Source organism: Oscillospiraceae bacterium (genome assembly GCA_015068645.1).
Lineage (GTDB): Bacteria > Bacillota > Clostridia > UMGS1840 > UMGS1840 > SIG452.
Genome location: SVKD01000015.1, coordinates 1 through 21,601 on the forward strand (window position 1 = coordinate 1; position 21,601 = coordinate 21,601).

Annotated in this window: 20 protein-coding genes; 3 read left to right on the forward strand and 17 right to left on the reverse strand. The window is 42.9% G+C overall.

All coding sequences use genetic code 11. The features are described from left to right. Nucleotides 1–679 precede the first annotated feature (679 nt). The gene (locus tag E7413_07450; protein ID MBE7019693.1) at nt 680–2,167 is read left to right on the forward strand and encodes a carbohydrate kinase; all 1,488 of its coding nucleotides are present in this window, start codon (nt 680–682) and stop codon (nt 2,165–2,167) included. Nucleotides 2,168–2,238: 71 nt separating this feature from the next. On the opposite strand, the gene E7413_07455 is transcribed toward E7413_07450, so the two are convergent. Genes E7413_07455 through E7413_07465 form a run of 3 tightly spaced genes read right to left on the reverse strand, consistent with a single transcriptional unit; the run spans nt 2,239 to nt 5,095 of the window. Then, a complete protein-coding gene (locus E7413_07455; protein MBE7019694.1) occupies nt 2,239–3,072 on the reverse strand; it encodes a helix-turn-helix domain-containing protein in 834 nt (277 codons plus the stop codon). 11 nt (nt 3,073–3,083) lie between these two features. Then, nucleotides 3,084–3,734, reverse strand: coding sequence for a TrkA family potassium uptake protein (locus tag E7413_07460; GenBank protein ID MBE7019695.1), 651 nt, complete (start codon nt 3,732–3,734; stop codon nt 3,084–3,086). Nucleotides 3,735–3,745: 11 nt separating this feature from the next. Then, complete coding sequence (locus E7413_07465) at nt 3,746–5,095, reverse strand: potassium transporter KtrB (GenBank protein MBE7019696.1); 1,350 nt, start codon at nt 5,093–5,095, stop codon at nt 3,746–3,748. 218 nt (nt 5,096–5,313) lie between these two features. Here E7413_07465 and E7413_07470 point away from each other — a divergent pair, with 218 nt between their 5' ends. After that, nucleotides 5,314–6,345, forward strand: coding sequence for a DUF4432 family protein (locus E7413_07470; protein MBE7019697.1), 1,032 nt, complete (start codon nt 5,314–5,316; stop codon nt 6,343–6,345). A 32-nt stretch (nt 6,346–6,377) separates the two neighbouring features. After that, nucleotides 6,378–7,757 carry a hypothetical protein gene (locus tag E7413_07475; protein MBE7019698.1) on the forward strand — a complete coding sequence of 460 codons (1,380 nt, stop codon included), beginning with the start codon at nt 6,378–6,380 and terminating at the stop codon, nt 7,755–7,757. Between the two features lie 451 nt (nt 7,758–8,208). On the opposite strand, the gene E7413_07480 is transcribed toward E7413_07475, so the two are convergent. The 14 genes from E7413_07480 to E7413_07545 form a co-directional block, all read right to left on the reverse strand. Beyond that, nucleotides 8,209–8,961 (reverse strand): ZIP family metal transporter, encoded by a 753-nt coding sequence (locus E7413_07480; protein MBE7019699.1) that lies wholly within the window; start codon nt 8,959–8,961, stop codon nt 8,209–8,211. A gap of 181 nt (nt 8,962–9,142) precedes the next feature. Beyond that, complete coding sequence (locus E7413_07485) at nt 9,143–9,679, reverse strand: rubrerythrin family protein (protein MBE7019700.1); 537 nt, start codon at nt 9,677–9,679, stop codon at nt 9,143–9,145. Between the two features lie 67 nt (nt 9,680–9,746). Next, complete coding sequence (locus tag E7413_07490) at nt 9,747–9,905, reverse strand: rubredoxin (GenBank protein ID MBE7019701.1); 159 nt, start codon at nt 9,903–9,905, stop codon at nt 9,747–9,749. 67 nt (nt 9,906–9,972) lie between these two features. Beyond that, nucleotides 9,973–11,760, reverse strand: coding sequence for an MBL fold metallo-hydrolase (locus E7413_07495; protein MBE7019702.1), 1,788 nt, complete (start codon nt 11,758–11,760; stop codon nt 9,973–9,975). Between the two features lie 228 nt (nt 11,761–11,988). After that, nucleotides 11,989–12,339, reverse strand: a complete 351-nt coding sequence (locus tag E7413_07500; protein ID MBE7019703.1) for a four helix bundle protein — start codon at nt 12,337–12,339, stop codon at nt 11,989–11,991. Between the two features lie 275 nt (nt 12,340–12,614). Next, a complete protein-coding gene (locus E7413_07505; protein ID MBE7019704.1) occupies nt 12,615–13,046 on the reverse strand; it encodes a hypothetical protein in 432 nt (143 codons plus the stop codon). 33 nt (nt 13,047–13,079) lie between these two features. Further along, nucleotides 13,080–13,637: an elongation factor P gene (gene efp / locus E7413_07510; protein MBE7019705.1), complete on the reverse strand. Its 558-nt coding sequence runs from the start codon at nt 13,635–13,637 to the stop codon at nt 13,080–13,082. 152 nt (nt 13,638–13,789) lie between these two features. Further along, complete coding sequence (locus tag E7413_07515; protein MBE7019706.1) at nt 13,790–14,260, reverse strand: acyl-CoA thioesterase; 471 nt, start codon at nt 14,258–14,260, stop codon at nt 13,790–13,792. Between the two features lie 14 nt (nt 14,261–14,274). Then, nucleotides 14,275–14,700 carry a DNA-binding protein gene (locus E7413_07520; protein ID MBE7019707.1) on the reverse strand — a complete coding sequence of 142 codons (426 nt, stop codon included), beginning with the start codon at nt 14,698–14,700 and terminating at the stop codon, nt 14,275–14,277. 12 nt (nt 14,701–14,712) lie between these two features. Beyond that, nucleotides 14,713–15,207 carry a hypothetical protein gene (locus tag E7413_07525; GenBank protein MBE7019708.1) on the reverse strand — a complete coding sequence of 165 codons (495 nt, stop codon included), beginning with the start codon at nt 15,205–15,207 and terminating at the stop codon, nt 14,713–14,715. A gap of 113 nt (nt 15,208–15,320) precedes the next feature. Continuing rightward, on the reverse strand, nt 15,321–18,728 hold the full coding sequence (locus E7413_07530) for a DNA polymerase III subunit alpha (GenBank protein MBE7019709.1): 3,408 nt from the start codon (nt 18,726–18,728) through the stop codon (nt 15,321–15,323). Nucleotides 18,729–18,740: 12 nt separating this feature from the next. Then, entirely contained in the window at nt 18,741–19,655 is a 915-nt protein-coding gene (whiA, locus tag E7413_07535; GenBank protein ID MBE7019710.1) for a DNA-binding protein WhiA, read from the reverse strand. A 25-nt stretch (nt 19,656–19,680) separates the two neighbouring features. Beyond that, nucleotides 19,681–20,601: a UDP-N-acetylmuramate dehydrogenase gene (gene murB, locus E7413_07540; protein ID MBE7019711.1), complete on the reverse strand. Its 921-nt coding sequence runs from the start codon at nt 20,599–20,601 to the stop codon at nt 19,681–19,683. Between the two features lie 38 nt (nt 20,602–20,639). After that, the gene (locus E7413_07545; GenBank protein MBE7019712.1) at nt 20,640–21,590 is read right to left on the reverse strand and encodes an ROK family glucokinase; all 951 of its coding nucleotides are present in this window, start codon (nt 21,588–21,590) and stop codon (nt 20,640–20,642) included. Between the last annotated feature and the right edge of the window lie 11 nt (nt 21,591–21,601).

Here is a 21,601-nt window from a genome sequence, read left to right on the forward strand (position 1 = left end):
TAAGATGTCTAAAGAGCATGTTAAATGTAGCGGAAAGGGCTAAAAAAGGTAAAAACCGCTATATATCAGGCTTTAGAGCGTGTTCGGGACGAAGAGGCCGCAGGTTCAAATCCTGTTATCCCGACCAAAAGAAAATGGGCAATACCGCAAGGTGTTGCCCGTTTTTTTGTAACAGGATTTGAACCTTAAGAAGGCAACGAGCGTCAAGAAAACCGTTTGGGGAACGGTTTTTAGCGAAGTTGGTGCGCAAGGCGGGTACCGAAAGGCATCGCCTTTGGGTCGCCGAGCAACCAAGACGCCATTGGCGGCTGTATCCTGTTATCCCGACCAAAAGAAAATGGGTAACACCGCAAGGTGTTGCCCGTTTTTTTGTAACAAGATTTGAACCTTAAGAAGGCAACGAGCGTCAAGAAAACCGTTTGGGGAACGGTTTTTAGCGAAGTTGGTGCGCAAGGCGGGTACCGAAAGGCATCGCCTTTGGGTCGCCGAGCAACCAAGACGCCATTGGCGGCTGTATCCTGTTATCCCGACCATAAGAAAATGGGTGACACCGCAAGGTGTTGCCCGTTTTTTTGTAACAGGATTTGAACCTTATTTCACTTTCCGACACATTTTTTCCAAAAAGACTTGATTCTGCACCCTTCCTCTGCTATAATAAAATCAAATAATAAAAAGGAGGATGTTTCCTATGATTTTAGGCGGCTTAGACGTGGGTACCACCGGTTGTAAAATCGCGTTGTACAACGAGAAAGCAGAATATTTGACCACTTACTATAAAGAATATGACATCATCCGTAAAAACGGTCAACACGAAATTGATTTTAACGACGTGAAAAACGGGGTATTATCCCTGCTAAAACAGGCAGTAGCCGAATATCAGATTGACGCATTGGGCGTTACCAGCTTTGGGGAAACCTTTGCAATGCTGGATGAGGACGACAATATTTTAGCGCCCTCGATGCTTTATACCGACCCCAGAGGAGAAGAAGAATGCAAACTGATGTGCGATACTCTGGGAAAAGAACACTTAGCGATGATTACCGGGGTAGAACCCCATTCCCTTTACAGTTTCCCCAAAATTTTATGGTGGAAACACAATAAGCCTGAGCTTTACCAAAAATGTAAACACATTTTACTGGGCGAAGATTTCATTGTATACACCTTGACGGGCAATGCACAGACCGACTATTCGTTGGCAGCCCGTACCGGAATGTTTGATATTGAAAACCTTTGCTACTACGAAGAAGGTTTTGAAAAACTGGGAGTAGATATCTCTTTAATGTCCAAAGCAGTTCCCACAGGTTCTATTGCAGGCAAAGTGAAAGAGGAACTGAAAAAAGAACTGGGCATTTCTTATGATATCACCATTGTAAACGGCGGTCACGACCAGATTGGCGGAATGATTGGTGCAAGAATTTTCTCCACCGATTCTGCTATGGACGGCACCGGTACCGTGGAATGTATTCCCGTTATGTTAAATGAAAAACCGCAGAATCCGGGCATTTACAAATGCGGATATTCCATTGTTCCTTATCTGAACGGCAGCTATGCTTGTTATGCACTTTCCTACACAGGCGGCGCAACCTTAAAATGGTTCCGTGATAATTTTGCGGAATTAGAAAACAAGCAGGCAGAAGAACAAGGCAAAAACGTGTATGCCGAATTGGACAAGGCTGCACCGGTGGGCCCCACAGGCATTTTGGTGCTTCCCCATTTTTCAGGAGCAGCAACTCCCTATATGGATAACGATTCCAAAGCCGCATTTGTGGGCGTTACTTTGGAAACTTCCAAATATGACTTATACAAAGCCTTAATGGAAGGCACTTCTTATGAAATGCTCTTAAACTTCAACACCATGAAGGAAATGACAGGCCAGATTCAGGAAATTCGTGCAACAGGCGGCGGCGCAACCTCCGACTTATGGCTGCAGATTAAAGCAGATATCTTAAACACCGATATCACCGCGTTAGACTGCAAAGAAGTTGGTTCTGCAGGCACCGTGGCAATGACAGGGGTTGCAATGGGCGTTTGGAACACCTTAGAAGAAGCGGTTGACAAACTGGTAGCAGTGCGCAAAATCTTCCACCCCAACCCCGAAACCGCAAAAGAATATCAAAAACACTACTTAAAATACGAAAATCTTTACAAAGCGATAAAATCCTTATAAGAAAGAAAAAAACCGTTCAGAGGCATTCTGAGCGGTTTTTTGATGGATATTTTTCAGTATTTTATAAAAAACTATCTTTGCCGATGGGATTTGCGATATTCGGTGGCGGTCCTTCCTTTAATATCCCGAAAAATACGGGAGAAATGACCGTAATCGTAAAAGCCAACCCGATAGGCAATCTGATTTACCGATTCGTCGGTTTCTAAAAGCAAACGGCAAGCATGCTGAATTTTTTGCTTGCGGATATACTCGGCAATGGGGCATCCCAAATAGTCCTTTGCCACGCTGTAAAGACGAGTTCTTCGGATATGAAATTCGGCACAGATATCCTCCACACCGATATTTTTTTCCAAATTTTTTTCAATGAATTTGTCCATATGACGGATAAATTCAGATTTTTGAGGAGTGACCCACTGGTTGGACAGCATATATGCCGCCAACGACTGCAACACCGTGATACAGGCAGAAAGCTCCGCCTTGGATTTGGCAGGAATTTTTTGGATTGCCTCCGAAATCCCGGGAAAATCCTCTTCCGCAAACTGTTTTGCCAACTGTTTTCTGGTAACATCTGCTTCCCCGTCGGGAAGCACCTGCCCAAACATCACATATCCGATAATACCGTTGTCATCATAGATGGGCACAATACATTCCCAAAGCCCAAGATGGCAAAGGTATTTTACTGTCTTCTGCTCTCGGGAACAGATTTGCACGTTTTTTCTGTCACAGTTTTCACACTGTTTGGCCCAATGACCACTTTTGCAAATCAAATCACAAAAATTATGACGGGTGGAGGGATACTCCATCAGCTGCTCCTGCTCTTTACTGAACAAAACCACCCGCATATTGGTGAGGGTGTAAAAATCACGGAATATTTTATATAAGTTTACCTGATTGATATTTAACATCGTTTTTCTCTCTACTTCATACGGGATAAGGTGTTTTTATCGGCAATCACAATCATCTGTGTGCCACTCTCAAGCACTGTATCGGGACGGAATGAAATATCGGTTACCCCCTCTTTTTTTAGGGCAACCACATTCATATTATACTTTTTACGAAGTTCCAATTCCAACAATGTTTTGCCAACCCATTCTTTTTTTACGGATATTTCCAGCACAGAAATATCTTCCGAAATCTCCGCAATATCCACAAAGCCGGAGGAAACCAAATTTTTTGCCAAACGAATTCCTGATTCTGATTCGGGAATTACCACTTCATCTGCCCCCAATTTCATTAAAATGGCACGATGAGCCTCATTGGCACATTTTACAATCACCCTTTCCACTCCTTGTTCTTTACACAAAAGAGTTGCCATTACACTTGCCTCGAAATTTTCCGCCATGGCAATTACCACCACATCGAACTCGGAAATTCCAAGCTGTTTTATCACAGCGGGATCAGTAGCATCAGCACATTTGACCAAGGGAATTTCATCGGCTAATGCATCCACCGTTTTCTGGTTATAATCCACCGCCAAAACAGATGCTCCGTTCTCCAATAACTCTCTGACAACCGCCTTACCATATCTTCCTAATCCAAACACTGCATAGCTTTTATGAAGTTTCATCTTTTTTCTCCTTATCCTACAATTACATCTTCTTGGGGATTGACCACCGAATTTTCTCTGCGTTTATCCGTGCTGAACGCAAACGCCAGAGAAATAGGTCCTACCCTGCCGAAATACATCGTTAAAATAATAATCATTTTGCCAAAAAAATTCAAACCGCCCGTGTAATTACGTGTTAAACCAACCGTTGCGGTGGCGCTGACGGTTTCATAGAGGATATCCATAAGGTCTCCGCCCTGCACAACCAAAAGCAGGAAGGTGGAGCCAATTACCACCAACATGGAAAACAAGAAAACAGCCAGTGCCTTTTTCGCAATTTCCAAAGAAATCTGTCGATGAAACACATCCACCGTCCGTTTGGAGCGAATCACTGCCAAAGTTGTCATAAACAAGACGAACAGCGTAACTGTTTTGACACCACCTGCCGTACCTGCGGGAGACCCGCCCACAAACATCAAAAGCAAGCTCAAAAACGAAGAACCTCCCGTCAGATTTTCCTGCGGGATTGTCGCAAATCCTGCGGTTCTTGTGGTCACCGACTGAAAGAGCGAAACCATCGCTTTCTCACCAAATGAATAATTGCCGATCGTCAACGGATTATTGCACTCAAGCAAAAAGTAAACGATACCGCCGCCAATCAAAAGAACCGTAGTGACTGACAGCACAATTTTGCTGTGCAGGCTTAAAAAGCGAATGCCACGTCTTCTTTTGTGGCGGAGATTTTCAAAAATGTCAAACCACACCACAAAGCCTAAGCCACCCGAAATAATTAAAAACATGGTGGTAAAATTCACCACAGGATTCAACACGTACGGACAAAGGCTTGCACTTCCCAATAAATCAATCCCCGCATTACAGAATGCAGAAACAGAATGAAAAATGCCAAACCAGATACCCGTCAATCCAAATTCGGGAATAAACACCGTCATATAAAGCAAAGCTCCGATTCCTTCAATGGTGAAGGTAAGGGCAAGCACCTTTTTTACAAAAACGGCAATCCCGTCCATGGAACTCAAGTTAAAAGAATCGCTGATGAGTATCCTGTCATCCATACCCATTTTCTTTTTTAAGGAAATCATAAATGCCGCCATTACGGTGACCACACCCAAACCGCCAATCTGAATCAGCACTAAGATGACCGCCTGCCCGAACACACTCCAGGCAAACGCAGTGGGCACAGTGACCAGCCCCGTCACACATACCGAGGTGGTGGCGGTAAATAAGGCGTCAATATATGGCACAGGCTGTCCGTTTTGAGAACTGATGGGCAGACTTAGCACAAAACTCCCCAACAGAACCAATCCGAAAAAACCCAGCAAGATAATCTGCACAGATGAAAATGTTTTTTTCCTTTTTTTCATAACTTGTTTCATAGTGTTTCTCCCTATGAAATAATATTTTATACAAGCTGATTATAACACGCTATGATAAAAAAGTCAATTTGAAACCAAAAAATATATACAAAATGTCATTTTGTGAACAAATGACACATAGTTTGCACAAATTTATCTTTTTTTCAAAAAAGATATTTGTTATAATAAAAGTAACAATCAAAAAAAGATGAGCCGAGGAAACCGCTATGAGTGAAATCAATCGAAAAGATACCAAAAAATATATGGGAAACACCATTCAGATGGGCGGAACCCGTCATTACCGTTTAACCGACGGTATCACCGACGGTTGCCGTTGTATTGACGTGAACACGGGAAGCGGTTTTTGCTATACCGTGGTGTGTGACCGTGGTTTAGACATTTCCTTGGCATCCTATAAAGGCACCAACCTTGCCTTTTTAACCGAAAATATGGAAGCCCATCCTGCTCATTTTGATGCGTCTGGAATCGAATGGCTCCGTACGTTTTCCGCAGGCTTACTCACCACCTGCGGACCCACTCACCTAGGTCCTCCTTGCGAGGATAACGGCGAACTCTTAGGGCAGCACGGCAGATGGACTTCCCTTCCCGCTAAAAAAGTGTGTGATTTGTCCGATTACGAAGCAGGGATTTTAAAAATTACGGGGGAACTGCACGATAGCACTCCCTTTGGTCATAAAATCGGCATCAAACGAAGCATTTCTTCCCAATTCGGAAAATCGTCCGTGGTGATTGAAGATGAAATCACCAATGAGGGTGGCAAAGAATGTCCGTTCAACCTGCTTTATCATATCAATTTCGGCTATCCCCTGTTATGTGAAGATGCCGTTGTTCACGTGCCCAGCAAAGAATGTGTTGGTTATGATGACTACACCAAAGAGCGAATGGATGAACAGGCGTCCATCAAAAAACCTGACGGTGCCAATGCAGAAAAAAATTATATGCACACTTTCGGTGGTGACACTGAAACCGTGTGGATTCATAACCCCGAATTAGAGGGCGGACTTGCCGTAGCCATCAGCTTTGACAGTAAGGATTTGCCCTACCTAACCCAGTGGGTATTGGAAGATGTGAAAGACTATGTATTGGCGTTAGAGCCTGCAAATGTGCCTTGCGAATCCCGTGATTATCTTAGAAAAAACGGCTTGCTCCCCTTCCTACAACCGGGAGAAACCAAAAAATTCCGTGTGGAAATCAACGTGATTTCGGGCAACGATGAAATCGAAAAAAAATTAGGTTAAAATATTAAAAACCAAAAAAGGAGAAAACCATTATGTTAAAATCCAAAACTGCATTTGTCGTTTACGGTGTACATAAAGACGGTTTATTAGACCCGGACGGCAACTTATTCATTGACGAAAGCGTCATCGAAAATTCCAAAAAAGCACTGAAAGCTGAAGGCGTGGAATTAGTAGAAGAAAAATTGATCATTGCTACCAAAGAAGAAGCAAAAAATGTAATTCTTCCCTTAGCAAAAGATGATTCTATCGACACTTTAGTATTATTCTCCGGTACCTGGGTATGGGCAGCACACATGATCGGTGCTATCCGTGAATTCGCAAAAACCGGAAAAGGTATCGTAATCTGGACTCACGACGGTTCTCAGGGCTGGCGTCCTGTTGGCGGCTTGGTATTAAGCGCAGCATTAAACGAAGTTGGCATCAAACACAAATTCGTTTACGGCGGTGTTTCCGATATCAATAACGTAAAAAGAGTAGCAAACTTCTGTAAAGCTTCCAAACTGAAAAAGAGCATGGAATTAACCACCTTAAGAGCATTCGGCGGACGTGGTATGGGTCAGACCTGCGGTGTTGCTGATCCTTCTCAGTGGATGAAAACCTTCGGTATCGATATCGACACCCGTGACACCATGGAACTGGTAGAAACTGCAAAAGCAATTCCCCAGGCAGAAGTTGACAAAGTTTGTGACTGGATTGACAATAACTTCACCTGCAAGGTAGAACGTAACGACGGTAACATCCGTTCCATCCGTTTATACTTAGCATTAAAAACCTTAAAAGAAAAAGAAGGATTCGATTACTACACCATTCAGTCCTTCCCCGGCATGGGTGACTACTATGCTGCAACCTGTTTTGCACAGAGTATGATGTTAAACGACGGTGTTCCCACCGCTACCTTATCTGACTTCAACACCTGCTTAACCTCCATTATGATTATGGGACTTTCCAAAGACCCCATCTACTATGGTGACTTACAGCACGTGAACAAAGCTACCAACGAAATCAAAATCATCGGTGACGGTGCTGTTCCGCCCTGCTTAGCAAATGAAGACGGCGTGGGCTTAGCAGGTCATGGTATTCCCACCGAAGGGGAAGCCGGCGGCTTATCTATCGACTTAGTATGTAAGAGCGGTAAAGGGGTTCTTGCTCGTATCAGCAGAGTGGACGGCAAATTCAGAATTTGCGTGGCTCGTTGCGAAGTGTTCCAGCCTGCAAAAGAAGAACTGGAAGCTCGTCGTCACGAATGCGGTATTCCTTTCTGGCCCCACGCTTTTGTAAAAGTGGACGGCGATATCGGTGCTCTGGTTGAAAGCTGGAACAACGAATACGGCTGCTTGGGCTATGGCGAAGACCTGTATGACCAGATCGTTGAATTTGGTAACATTATGGGCATCGAAGTCCTCACCTTCTAAAAAATGGAATAAAAGAACATAGAACGCAAAAGGCATGGGAATTTTCTCATGCTTTTTGTATTTAAGGTGAAATTGTTTTGGCAAACAATTTGATTTAAATGCCTTTTGCTATGTACCAATCAAGCCTCTCGGCGTACCAATGTACGCCTTCGGGTAACCCCTATGGGCTTGATTGATTCATTCTATGTCCTTTTCTTTCCATTTTACAATGAGGTAAAAATGCGCATAAGCAAATGAACTTCACCCATCGGCGTACACTCGGTACGCCTTCGGGTTACCCCTACGGGCTTGATTGATTCATTCTATGCCCTTTTCTTTCCATTTTTAGCATAGCACACTATTGAAACGGTGTGCCGTTTTCTCCGCTTTTTGAATCATTTTTCCGCTCATTTTGGCTCTATTCAAGATAAACATAAAAAAAGGTATGGAAATCAATCCATACCTTTTTTGTTTATCCTAATAATACGTCGGTCACAAGCATCACGCAGAAGCCAATTAAAAACGAATAGGTTGCACCCCGTTCATGTCCGTGGGCGTGAGTTTCGGGAATCATTTCATCGCTGATGACATAAAGCATTACCCCGCCTGCAAAGGCAAGCATAAAGGGCAGTACTGCAGTGGAAATGGATACCGAAAAATATCCCAGCAATGTGCCCACCACTTCCACCAAACCTGTGGCGAGGGCAATCATAAGGGTTCTGCCTTTGGAAACGCCTGCTGCCAGCATAGGTGCAATGATGACCATTCCTTCGGGAATATTTTGAAGTGCAATCCCACCTGCGATCACCAACGCCTGCTCTATGTTATCCGTACCAAATCCAACCCCTGCGGCAAGACCTTCGGGCAGATTGTGAATGGCAATTGCCATTACAAACAGAAGCACTTTATTTAAGTTGGTCTGATGGTGACTTTCAATGTCTGCTCCCGCCAATTTATGTAAATGGGGAACCAGCTTATCTAACATATTTAAAAACAGCGCACCCACAAAAATGCCTGCAATGGTAATGAGAATACCATACTTTCCGCCATATTCCAAAGAGGGCATAATGAGGCCGATTACCGCTGCACAGAACATGACACCTGCCGCAAAGGACAGCACGATATCCGAAAATTTATGAGTTTGTTTTTTAAAGAGGAAGCCGAGCAACGCCCCAATCATGGTGGCACCGCCAACGCCTAATGCCGTTAATAATACCATGGTCATAAGATTTCACCTGCCTGCTGGAAAATTACACAAGGGAGGAGCACGCTCCTCCCCTGCAATGAATAATGAATCGTGAAAAATGAAGAATTGTGGTGGCAGGCAAAGCCTGCATTAAAATGCATCCGCAAGATGCCACCATTTTTATTCTTTATTCTCTATTATTGATTCGTTTCTTCATTTCTTAATAGTTTTCTGCATGAATCTCAAAATAACTCTGAGGATGCGCACAAGTAGGACAAATTTCAGGCGCACTGTCACCGGTTACTAAGTGACCGCAGTTACGGCATTCCCAAACTTTGGTTTCTGCTTTTTTGAATACTTCTTTGGATTCCACGTTCTTTAATAATGCACGGTATCTTTCTTCGTGGCTTTTTTCGATTGCCGCAACCAAACGGAATTTTTCTGCCAGTTCGGTGAATCCTTCTTTTTCAGCAGTTTCTGCGAAACCTGCATACATATCGGTCCATTCATAGTTTTCGCCGTTTGCTGCTGCAACTAAGTTATCAGCAGTATCGCCGATGCCTTCCAATTCTTTGAACCACAGTTTTGCGTGTTCTTTTTCGTTATCAGCAGTTTTTAAGAATAACGCTGCAATCTGTTCGTAACCATCTTTTTTTGCTTTGGATGCAAAATAGGTGTATTTATTTCTTGCTTCGCTTTCACCGGAAAATGCTGCCATTAAGTTTTTTTCAGTCTGAGTTCCTTGATATTTGGACATGATAAATTCCTCCGTTGTTGTGATATAATAAAAAATTTAATTTAAATTACTAAAAATACGAAAAAAATTATTCTTCGGAAAAGCTGTCTTTCCCAACGCCGCATAAGGGACAAACGAAATCTTCGGGCACGTTTTCCCAGGTGGTTCCTGCATCGATTCCTGCATCGGGAGCGCCTTCTGCTTCGTCATATACCCATCCGCATACGTCACATACATATTTTTTCATTGTTTCATACCTCCATAATGATATCATAATTATTTGTTTAGTTTATATTAGCTGAAAATTTCAGCTCTTACACAATTTTCTCAAAGTCCGAAGCACCGTGTTTACATAAGGGGCAGATAAAATCGTCAGGCAGGGGTTCCCCCTCATAAACATATCCGCAGATTTTGCAGACATAGCCTTTTTTATCCGTTTGGGGCTTTGGTTTCACGTGCTGATGATAATAGGAATAAGTCATAGACTCATTCTGATTGATGACTCTTGCCTCGGTCACGGAGCAGATAAACATGCCGTGGGTATCCAAATCCACGTAGTTTTCCACTTTTAAAGACAGGAAAGAGTTGATATTTCTGGATAAGAATACCAGACCGTTATCGGAGCGAAGCACATCGGCTCCCTCGAATTTATCCACGTTTCTGCCACTCTGGAAACCAAATTGTTGGAATACCGAGAAGGGAGTGTCGGTTGTTAAGCAATTCATATTCATTTTGCCTGTCTGCTTAATCACGTGGTGAGAATAATTTTCTTTATTGATGGTCACAGCAATCCGATTGGGAGTGTTGGTCACCTGAGTTACGGTATTTACGATTAAACCGTTGTCTTTTTTGCCGTCATTGGATGTAATCACATATAAACCGTAACCAATGTTAAACAGGGCAGATAAATTGTTTTTATCCACATCTTCGCCCTGCTGTGCCAGATAGTCACCGCAAAGCTCGTCGGATAATTGGTTAAGCTGTGCCTGAGAGTCTTCATTGAGCGCTGACAAAATAGTTACTTCATTTTCGCAGAAGGTTAAGTTTTTAGATTTGGCAAACAGTTCTTTCATCACTTTGGTAGCTAAGGGTGCCCAGCTTCCGTTCTGAATGAATGCCACCGTTCTGTTCTGGAAATTCCGCTCAGTTAAATGATTGATAAATTCTTTCATAAAGGGGAAAATTTCCGCATTGTAGGTGGTGGTGGCAAGCACCAGTTTACTGTAACGGAAAGCATCTTCCACCGCTTCTGCCATATCGCATCTTGCCAGATCGTTTACCACCACTTTGGGGCAACCTTTGGCTTTTAATTGGTCTGCTAATTTCAACACCGCTTTTTTGGTGTTGCCATACACAGAAGTGTATGCAATCATAATGCCTTCTTCTTCAGGCTGATAGCTTGACCAGATGTTATATAAATTAAGATAATATCCTAAATTTTCCGTTAACACAGGACCATGGAGGGGACAGATTTTTTCAATATCCAGTCCTGCCGCTTTTTTTAATAAATTCTGCACCTGAGCACCGTATTTTCCAACGATGCCGATGTAGTAACGACGAGCTTCGCAAGCCCAGTCTTCTTCTACGTCCAACGCTCCGAACTTGCCGAACCCGTCTGCAGAAAACAGCACTTTATCAGTGGAATCGTAGGTCACGATTACTTCGGGCCAATGCACCATAGGAGCGGTGACAAAGGTAAGGTTATGTTTTCCTAAAGATAGGGTGTCTCCTTCTCCAACCACAATCTGTTTGTCGGAAAAATCCATGCCGAAAAACTGATTCATCATAGTGAACGCCTTAGAAGATGACACGATTTTCGCATCGGGATACGCTTTCAAAAAATTTACGATGTTTGCAGAATGGTCAGGCTCCATATGCTGGATGATCAGATAATCGGGTTTTCTGCCTGATAAGGTGTTCTGCAGATTGTCCAGCCACTGATGGGTGAAATTGATATCCACCGTGTCCATCACCGCAATTTTATCATCTAAAATCACATAGGAATTGTAAGACATTCCGTTGGGAACGTCATACTGCCCTTCAAATAAGTCCACAATGTGGTCGTTTACGCCGATGTATTTAATATCTTTGGTAATTTCCATATGATCACCTCTTATATACAAGTTTATTGTCTCCAATGCAGGAAGTTTTAAAACAGAAAATTGCGAAATGATTCTATTTTGTTTATTATATCATACCAAAAAAAATTTTACAATATTTTTTGAAAAAATTCTATCAAAAATCCACGCGCACATTTCGAAATAGCAAACTATCGTATGTTTTTCGTTATACAAAAAGCCCGAAACAGCAATTTTGGTTTCAGGCTTTTTTCATTTAGATTTAACTGTTTTTAGTGATGATATTAACATTCTGCGAATAGCACCACATTCATTTTGCATTTTCTTATATTTTTCTTCTTCCATACGATTTGTTTCGTATAGCAATTCCAACCAATACTCTGTTTCGTAGCACTCCTTTTGTGCTATTTCAAGCTTTGATATGAAATCATTTTTGCTTTGAGCGTATTGCGCTTCGTGAAGATTGGCACCAATTGAAGTTGCCGAACGAAGTAGCTGGTTCACCAATACCGATTCTTTATGATTAGATTTAATCTCTCTGCATAGAAAAACCATATCTTTCGCAAATTGCTTTGCTTTATCTCTCAAAACACTATCTGCCACTACTATCACCTCTACAATAATTATACGACAAAATCGTTACTTTTTCAAGTGATATTCTGTACTTTGTACAGAGTGATATTTTTGATAAATCAAAAGTGTTATTAAAACCTTTGGTTTTAGTGGTATTTTATTCGCTAACAAACTGCCGAAGGCAATACAACTGCTTAGCAATATCACTTGCAACAGCAAATACCACTCGCCATAAGGCAAATAAAACTGCCGAGTGTCCTTAAGAACACTCGGCAATTTGCATACCTTTTTCTTGCTAAAAAGAATTAGTCCTCGCAATCACAGTCACAATCGCAACCGCAGTCACAACCTTCGGGCAGATCCAGTTCAATCTGCTGACGGCAAGAAGGACAGTAAATGTCTTCGTTTTCTAAGGTTTCGCCGTCTACATACACTTCTTCGCCACAGTTGGGGCAGGTGATTTCATAAACGTCTTCATCGTCACAGCAATCGCAGTTACAATCGTCTTCGTCTTCTTCAAATACGATGTCTTCCACGTCTGCCAAATCATCAGACATATTGTCCATTTCTTCCTGAACCATTGCCAGATCGTCATCGATTTCTTCAATGTAATCGTTCATTTCTGCTAAAACGTCCAGAATGCCTTTGATGATTTTGCCTTCATTGGTGGATTCGTCCACTTTTAAGCCTTCAGCCAAGCCTTTTAAGTATGCGATTTTTTCGCCGATATTTTCCATAGGAATTCTCCTTTCAAATAAGGAAGCAAGAGCCTACGCTCTTTCCATATAGCTTCCGTCTCTGGTGTCGATTCTTAAAACGTCACCAATGTTGATAAACAGAGGCACGTTGATGGTTGCACCGGTTTCTAAGGTTGCAGGTTTGGTTGCACCCTGAGCGGTGTTACCAGCTAAGCCGGGTTCAGTTTCGGTAACTTCCAATTCCACAAAGTTGGGGGGTTCAATACCGAATACGTTACCATTGTGAGATAAGATTTTAACGCATTCGTTTTCTTTTACGAATTTTAATGCGTCTCCCACCTGACTTGCATTGATGGGAATCATATCGAAGGTTTCCTGATCCATAAAGTAATACAGGTCACCATCGCTGTAGGAATACTGCATATCTTTTCTTTCGATATGAGCTTTCGGGAATTTATCAGTGGGTCTGTAAGTTTTTTCAACTACAGAACCGGTAATGATATTTTTGATTTTGGTTCTAACGAACGCTGCACCTTTCCCGGGTTTTACATGCTGAAATTCAACAACCTGAAAAATGTTTCCATCTTCCTGGAAAGTAACGCCGTTTCTGAAATCGCCGGCACCGATCATAGTGAATTCTCCTCTCAATCGGAAATAAATTCCGTTTATAGTTCTTAATTATATTACAATATAACAAGTATATTATAGCAAAGGTCTTTGAAAATTGCAAGTTATTTTTTCAATATTTTTCGTGTTTTGGATATTTTTAGCAGATTTTTTTGTTAATATCCCAAAGATTTGCGTTCTTTGCGGAGTTCTTTGCGCTTCACGGCAGCTTCCCACTCCATCTGTTCGGTGACGGTTTCCACCACCAATTCAGGCACTTTGACGGGATTTTGATTCTGATCAATAGCAACCATCACAAGGTAGGCGGTGTTAATCAGACGCAGTCTTCCGTTATCACGCTCCCGAAAGGTGTCCACACGGATTTCCATAGAGGTATTCCCCGCATAGGTGATGCGTCCCCGCAGGACTAAAGTATCTCCGGGAAATGCACCTTCTTTAAACTGCAAGCGGTCAATGGAAGCGGTAGTTACATTACAGCCTGCGTGGCGACGGGCAGTGATTGCTGCCACAATATCAATCCAGGCGAGCAGTCTTCCGCCAAACAGCCTCCCCGACGGATTTAAATCTTCGGGCAGAATCAGCTGAACCTGCTCGGTTTCGGAATCTTTGACTTTTTTTTGATGCAAGGTTTGTCCCCTCCTTATGCTGTGGGAAAATGGATAAGATTGATGCCGTCTTCATTAGGGGTTCTCTCGGTTTTTATGTCGGAGCAAATCACCGTAATTTCTGCTGTGACACTAATCACACAACGGCTTAAATGTCCGCCAATTACCTGATTGGATTCGTCTGCCACTTGAATATGCAGATGTAAGTATGGTTCCCCGTTTTTTCTGGAAATATTCCCCGTAAGCGAGGTGATTTCCATATCCCCCGTGCAGGTGTTGGAAATGTACATCTTTTTCTCGGTATCAAACAAACCCACGGTTACATCATTGGTGGCACCAATACCCAAAACCATACCTGCCTGAATATCTTCTTTTTTGCACAAAGCAGTAAGTGCTTCTAAAAGTTCTTCCCCTTTCTCCAGGCGGAGAAAGAGGAAGTTTTCATTTCTTTGGTATTCCATTGTTCTTTCAAATTATTCGCCAACAACGATGGAAACGCTCTTCACAATTTTAATACCGTTTTCATCCACGGTGTAGGATAAATCAACTAAAGTGCCTTCAGAGATTCCCATTGCTTCCAAATCAATTTCGGGAGAAATCTGATAAGATTTTTCCTGCTGACCGTCTTCAGGATTTGCTTCGATAATTACCATCAGATTGCTGTCTGCCATACCCAGATACATACCGGTAGTCTGATAGCTTTCTCCTTCGGGAGTGGGAGCTTCGGTGGTGGTTGCATCAGGAATGTTGGAGCCCGGTCTGGGAGTTGCTTCTGCGTTTACAGCGGGTTCTTGGGAACCATCGTCAGACGCGGTATCTTCTGCTGCAGCGTCGGCTGCAACTTCAGTTTTTGTGTTGTTTGCAGCTGCAGTTTTAGAAGACTTGTCTTTTTCTGCCTGAGTAGAGCCGCAAGCGGAGAGACACAGTAATGCTGCCAACAAAAGTGCTAAAATTTTTAAGTTTTTCATAATTTTAAATCCTTTCTTTCTTAAAAACTGACATTTTTTCTTTTTTTATTTTTTTATATTATATTTTGCTTTTTGCAATTTGTCAACTGTTTTCACAGTTGTTTTCTTTTGCACTAATCGGAAACCAATTTCACATTGTCGGCACCCAACAGCGCGGAAAGTTTTTCAATTAAGATATTATTTTCCATAACCCAGAGTTTTTTGGGCGCAACGGTAAGCCGCTTTTCTTTCTCAAAATACACATAAACGGGAGTTTCTCCCGAAAAGAAGGTGAGCAGCTTCTTAACATCTGTCATGAGGGGAGATGCTTCTTCAGGCAACCGCAAATACAGCTTTAAGTAGGTTAAATCGGTGGAGAATCTGCGAAGACCTGTCAAGATGAATTTGAAGGTGTCTTCTCCCTCTAACACCAGTCTTCCGTCTGCCACCACAATGTTGTCTTCCAAAATGGCATCTGTATTTTTCACATATAAATCAGGGAATGCAATCGAGCTGACTACTCCCGACATATCCTCTAAACTGAAAAACGCCATTCGGGTTCCCTGCTTGGTGCGACGGACATCCAGATTGGAAATCACACCGATTACCGTGATATTCTTTTCCGAAATTCCCTCTTCCAACATAGATTCCTTGGTTGCAACAATGGGGTCTCCGCCCATAGAACGGATTTTCTTCTGAAATTGCTCCAACGGATGCCCCGATACATAAAGACCAAGCACCTGTTTTTCCATTTTTAAATCGTCCGGCGTTGGCTTGTAACGCTCTTTCTTTTTCGGACTTTTCCGGATGGGTTCGGGAGAAGGCTCCCGAAGAGAAATTCCAAATAAATCCAACTGACCGCTGACGTGAGTCTGCAACACATGAGCTTGCTCGTCCATTAAGGGTTCGTAAGCCAAAAGCAGTTCACTTCGCTTGTCAAATTCGTCAAAGCAGCCTGACAGGATTAAGGATTCCATGGCTTTTTTGTTGAGCTGTTTGCCTAAAAGACGTTTGATAAAATCTTCCAAGGATTGAAAATCACCATGGTTCTGCCGTTCTCTCACAATGGCTTCTGCCAGTTGTTTGCCAATGCCCTTGATGGCGGTTAAGCCGAACACAATGTCATCATTTTTCACGGTAAAGGTCACATTTCCCGTATTGATGCCGGGAGAATGGACACGAATTCCCCGTTCTCTTGCGGACTGGATATAATAGGAAACCTTTTCGGTAAATGCCATATAAGAAGTGAGAAGTGCCGCATAGAAATAAGCGGGATAATAACATTTTAAGTATGCAGTCTGATACGCTAACACCGAATAGCAGGCAGCGTGAGACTTATTGAACGCATAGGATGCAAAATCTTCAATTTCACGGAAAATGGATTCTGATATAGCAGGAGCAATTCCGTTTTTTAAGCATCCCTGCACAAATTTTTCTTTTTCTCTAAGCAGAACGTCTGCCTTCTTTTTGGAGATGGCGCGGCGAATGATATCTGCTTGACCCAGCGTGTATCCGGCTAACTGACGAAAAATTTCCATTACCTGCTCCTGATACACAATGCATCCGTAAGTCACGGATAAAATAGGCTCCAACTCTTTGCATTTATATTGGACGAGATCAGGGTTCTCTTTGTTCCGTATAAATTCAGGAATTTTTTTGGCAGGCCCCGGACGGTAGAGAGAAATTGCCGCAATCACATCTTCAAAAGTGCGAGGTTTAAACTCTTTTAAAAAGTTTTTCATCCCTGAAGATTCCAGCTGAAATACCCCGTCGGTATCTCCCGAGGATAATAAATCATACACCTTGGGGTCATCATAGGTTAAACGGGTCAGAAGAATCTGTTTTCCCGTCTGACGGTAAATGGTGTTTAAGGTATCTTCAATTACCGTCAAATTACGAAGTCCCAAAAAATCCATTTTCAGAAGTCCTAAGGATTCCAAGTGCGCCATTTCGTACTGGGTGGCAGCTGCATCGGTCACGTTGCATAAGGGCACTAAGTTGACTGCAGGCTCTCCTGTAATCAGAACCCCCGCTGCGTGAACGGTGGTATGACGGATATGTCCCTCCAGTTTTCGGGAGGTATCAATGAGCTTTTTGATGTCGGGATTTTCGTCATACAGCTCTTTTAAGCGGTTATCCTTGCGACTCATCGCCTCATCTAAGGTGATGTTTAGCACCTTACATTTGGACAGCTCTTTGGTCACTTCATCCGCTAAATAGTACGGAATTCCCGTGGCACGGGCCACATCCTTTACGGCAGCTCTTGCCTTCATGGTACCAAACGCCACAATTTGCGCCACACGGTCAGAACCGTATTTGGAAATGACATAATCTATCACTTCTCCACGGCGTTCGTTACAGAAATCAATATCAATATCGGGCATACTTACCCGTTCTTTGTTTAAAAAACGCTCAAACACCAACCCGTAACGAATGGGGTCCACGGTGGTGATATTTAAGCAATAGGCAACCAAGCTCCCTGCGGCAGACCCTCTGCCGGGGCCAACGGGAATGCCCTTCCCCTTAGCGTAGGCAACAAAATCCCACACAATGAGAAAATAGTCGCAAAAACCCATGGAAATAATGGTTTTAAGCTCATATTCCAGCCGTTCTTTTAATTCTTCGGTAACGGTTTCATATTTGGCACAAAGTCCGTGATAACAAAGCTCCCGAAGATAAGTTTCCGAATTTTTTGGGGCAGGATATTTGGGGAAACGAAATTCTCCAAACGGAATTTCTAAATTGCATTTTTCGGCAATTTCCAATGTATTCGCCAGTAACTCCTCGGGGAAAATTTCTGCCATTTGTTCGTATGATTTTAAGTAAAATTCACGGGTTTCCAAACGGATTCTGTCTTCCTCGGATACTTGTCTTTGCATCTGGATACACATTAAAATATCCTGAATATCGTGGTCAGACTGCAGAATATAATGCACATCGTTGGCACAAACTGCAGGAATTCCCAGTTCACGGGATAATGCCAGAAGCTTTGGCATTACCTTTTTTTCATCGGGCAGATGATGGTTATGAATTTCAATATAGTAATCACCTTTGGCAAAGATTTTTTGGTAGAACCGTGCTGTTTTTTTTGCACTCTCCATATCATCTGCCAAAATATTCTGAGAAAGCTCTCCTGCAATACAACCCGATAAGCAAATCAGCCCCTCGGTATGCTCTGCCAGAAGAGATTTATCAATTCTGGGTTTATAATAAAACCCTTTTTTGTAGCTTTCGGTGGAAAGCTTGTATAAATTGCGAAGACCTGTTTCGTTTTTTGCCAAAAGAATCAGATGATGATACCCCGGCACGCTTCGGTCGGTCATATCGGAGTATGCCACATAAAACTCGCATCCGATAATGGGTTTTACACCTTGTGCCTTACATTCCTTATAAAACTCCATGGCACCGTACATGGCGCCGTGGTCGGTAATGGCAAGAGCAGTCTGCCCTAAGTTTTTGGCGCAAGAAACCAGCTCCCGAATCCGGCACAAGCCGTCCAGAAGGCTGTATTCGGTATGGACATGTAAGTGACAAAAATCCATAATAATTCCTCTTTACAAGGTTTCTGCAATCTGAATGAGTTTATTGAACCGATGATTCAACCCCGATTTTGTGATTTTGGTTTCGGATACTTGGCATAATTCAGACAGGGACATCGTGGGGTAAGCAAGGCGGAGCTTCATCGTTTCTTTTAAAGGCTCCGACAAGGTATCTGCCACCGAGCTTTGCATAATTTTCTGAATGGCTTGGGTCTGAATGAGTGCAGTATTGATGGTTTTGTTCTCGTTGGCACTTTCGCAGTTCATCTGACGGTTGATGCCGTTTTTTAGTTCCTTTTCCATTTTGATTTCGTGATAGAGGAACAGGCCCCGTTTCACGCCGATCATTCCCAGAAAATCACAGATGAGTTCATTGTTTTTTAAATAAATGACATATTTATTCTGGCGGGTGATGCTTTTGGCTTCAATACCAACTTCTTCAAAAATGTTTAAAATATCGGTAAATACCCGTTTTTTATGGGTTACAATTTCCAAATGATAAGATTTTTTCGGGCTGTTTATAAATCCGGATGCCAAAAAGGCAGTTTGCAGAACCGTCCGTTTGCAACAGTCCGACACCGAAAAGGAGGGATCGATTCTGGAAGAAAAGATATTTGCCTTTTCGGAAATCATATGAAGCTCCTTTTTCAGGATTTCAATATTTTCTTTTCCCGACACCACCAGATGAATCTGTTTTCTGCTTTTGGAGCTTGCAGAACGGATATCGGGCTTCAATTCCAATCCCAGAAGCTTTCGGGATAAGATAATAATACGTCTTGCAATGGTGATATTTTCGGTTTTTAAATGAATTTCGCTCCGCTTTTCTTCGCTGAGCATTGCATATAAGGTGGCTAATGCCGCCATTTCACAACAGGAACGTTTTGGCATAGCGCCGCTTAGTTCCCGTTTGATTTCTCCTGTAAAGGACATGATTTTCCTCCTTTTGGGGGGATATTTACAATTTGGCTTCGGGGCAGCCTCTCTTTAAGTAACGCACTTCGGCTTCCATCGTCACGCCGAATTCTTTTAGTACCCGCTCCCGTACAGCTTTGATTAAATCACAAACGTCTTTTGCCGTGGCATTGCCCCGGTTGATTACAAAACCGCAATGCTTTTCGGAAACCTGAGCTCCTCCCACCGAAAATCCGCGAAGATCGGAATCCTGAATCAGTTTCCCGGCAAAATAACCTTCGGGACGTTTGAAGGTGCTACCTGCATTAGGATATTCCAAGGGCTGTTTTTCATTTCGTTTTTTTAATAACTCCACGGTTGTTTCGTGAAGCTCATCACGGTTGGCAGGAGTCAGTTTGAAAGTGCTTTCCAAAACAATCCACTGCGGCTGTTTGTGGAAAATACTGTGTCGGTAAGACAATTCGTGTTCTTCGGCGGAAAGAGTTTGCAGTTCAAGATGTTCATTAAGATACAAGGAGCTTACCAGGGTATCTTTGATTTCGCCGCCGTAAGCACCGGCATTCATATACACGCCGCCACCCACGGTGCCGGGAATCCCGGAAAGTTCCGCCAGTCCGCCTAAGCTATGCTCCTTGGCAACTTCGCAAAGGGTGGAAAGTCTTGCGCCTGCCTGAGCGGTGATTTCTTCCCCGTTGCAGGTAATCGTTTTCATTTCTGTGGTTTTCAAAACGATACCTTCAATCCCCTCATCTGCCACCAACACATTGGAGCCGTTTCCCAACACGGTAACACGGATATTTTCTTCTTTGGCAAATGATAAGATACTCTTCACTTCCTCCACGCTTTTGGGAAGCACCATATAATCGCAGGGACCGCCGATTTTAAAGGTGGTATGCTTTGCCATAGGTTCCTGTTCCAACACACAGGAACAGATCTCTTGTAATCGTTCAAAGATTGTTTTCATAAAGAACTCCTTCCGGAATTTTTGTAAAAATACAGATATTATGCATGAAAGAGCATTGCCGCACCAATTAATCCCGCATCATTTCCCAAAGATGCAATAGAAATGTCCGCATGGTGAATCAAATCGCCACCATAACATTTTGCAATAACCTGTTCTTTTAAGGGAACCAGCAATGCATCCCCTTCGTTACACACACCGCCGCCTAAAATAATGGCTTCCGGCGCAAAAATATTGATTAAATTGGCAACCCCTTCGGATAAATAATGCAAATAATTATCCACAACTTCTTTCGCAACCTGATCGCCTTTTCTCATGGCATCAAAAGCAGTTTTGGCGCTGACTCTTCCGGTTTTTGCCACAACGGCATGCAAGATACTTTCGGGATGTTTTTCCATTGCCGCCTTGGTCTGATTCACTAATGCGGTGGCAGAAGAATAGGCTTCAAAACAACCTTTTCTTCCGCAGGTACATTCCGCACCGCCGATATGCACCACCATATGGCCGATTTCGGCACCTGCACCTTCCAGCCCTTCCCAGAGCTTTCCATCTAAGATAATGCCACCGCCAACACCTGTGCCTAAGGTGACTAAAATAATGGAATTATGCTCCTTACCGCTGCCGCAAACAAATTCACCTAATGCCGCACAGCTGGCATCATTGGCAAGATAAACGGGTTTTTGCAGTTGCTCCTGCATCATGGCACCAATGGGAGCACCGTCCATATCTAAATTGTTACAGTAAATTACTGTTCCGTTTTCCGCATTCACGGTACCGGGGATTCCCACGCCTACCGCTTCCACGTCATCCATGGATACCTTGGCTTTTTCGACCAGTTCACGGCAAAGACCAACCATCTGGTCTGCTATTTTTTGGGCATCTCCTGCGGAATCGGTTCTGACAGAAGTTTTTAAAAGAATATTCCCTGTTTCGTCGGTAATTCCTGCTTTAATATTGGTACCGCCTAAATCCACGCCTAAATAATACTTCATTGTCATATCCT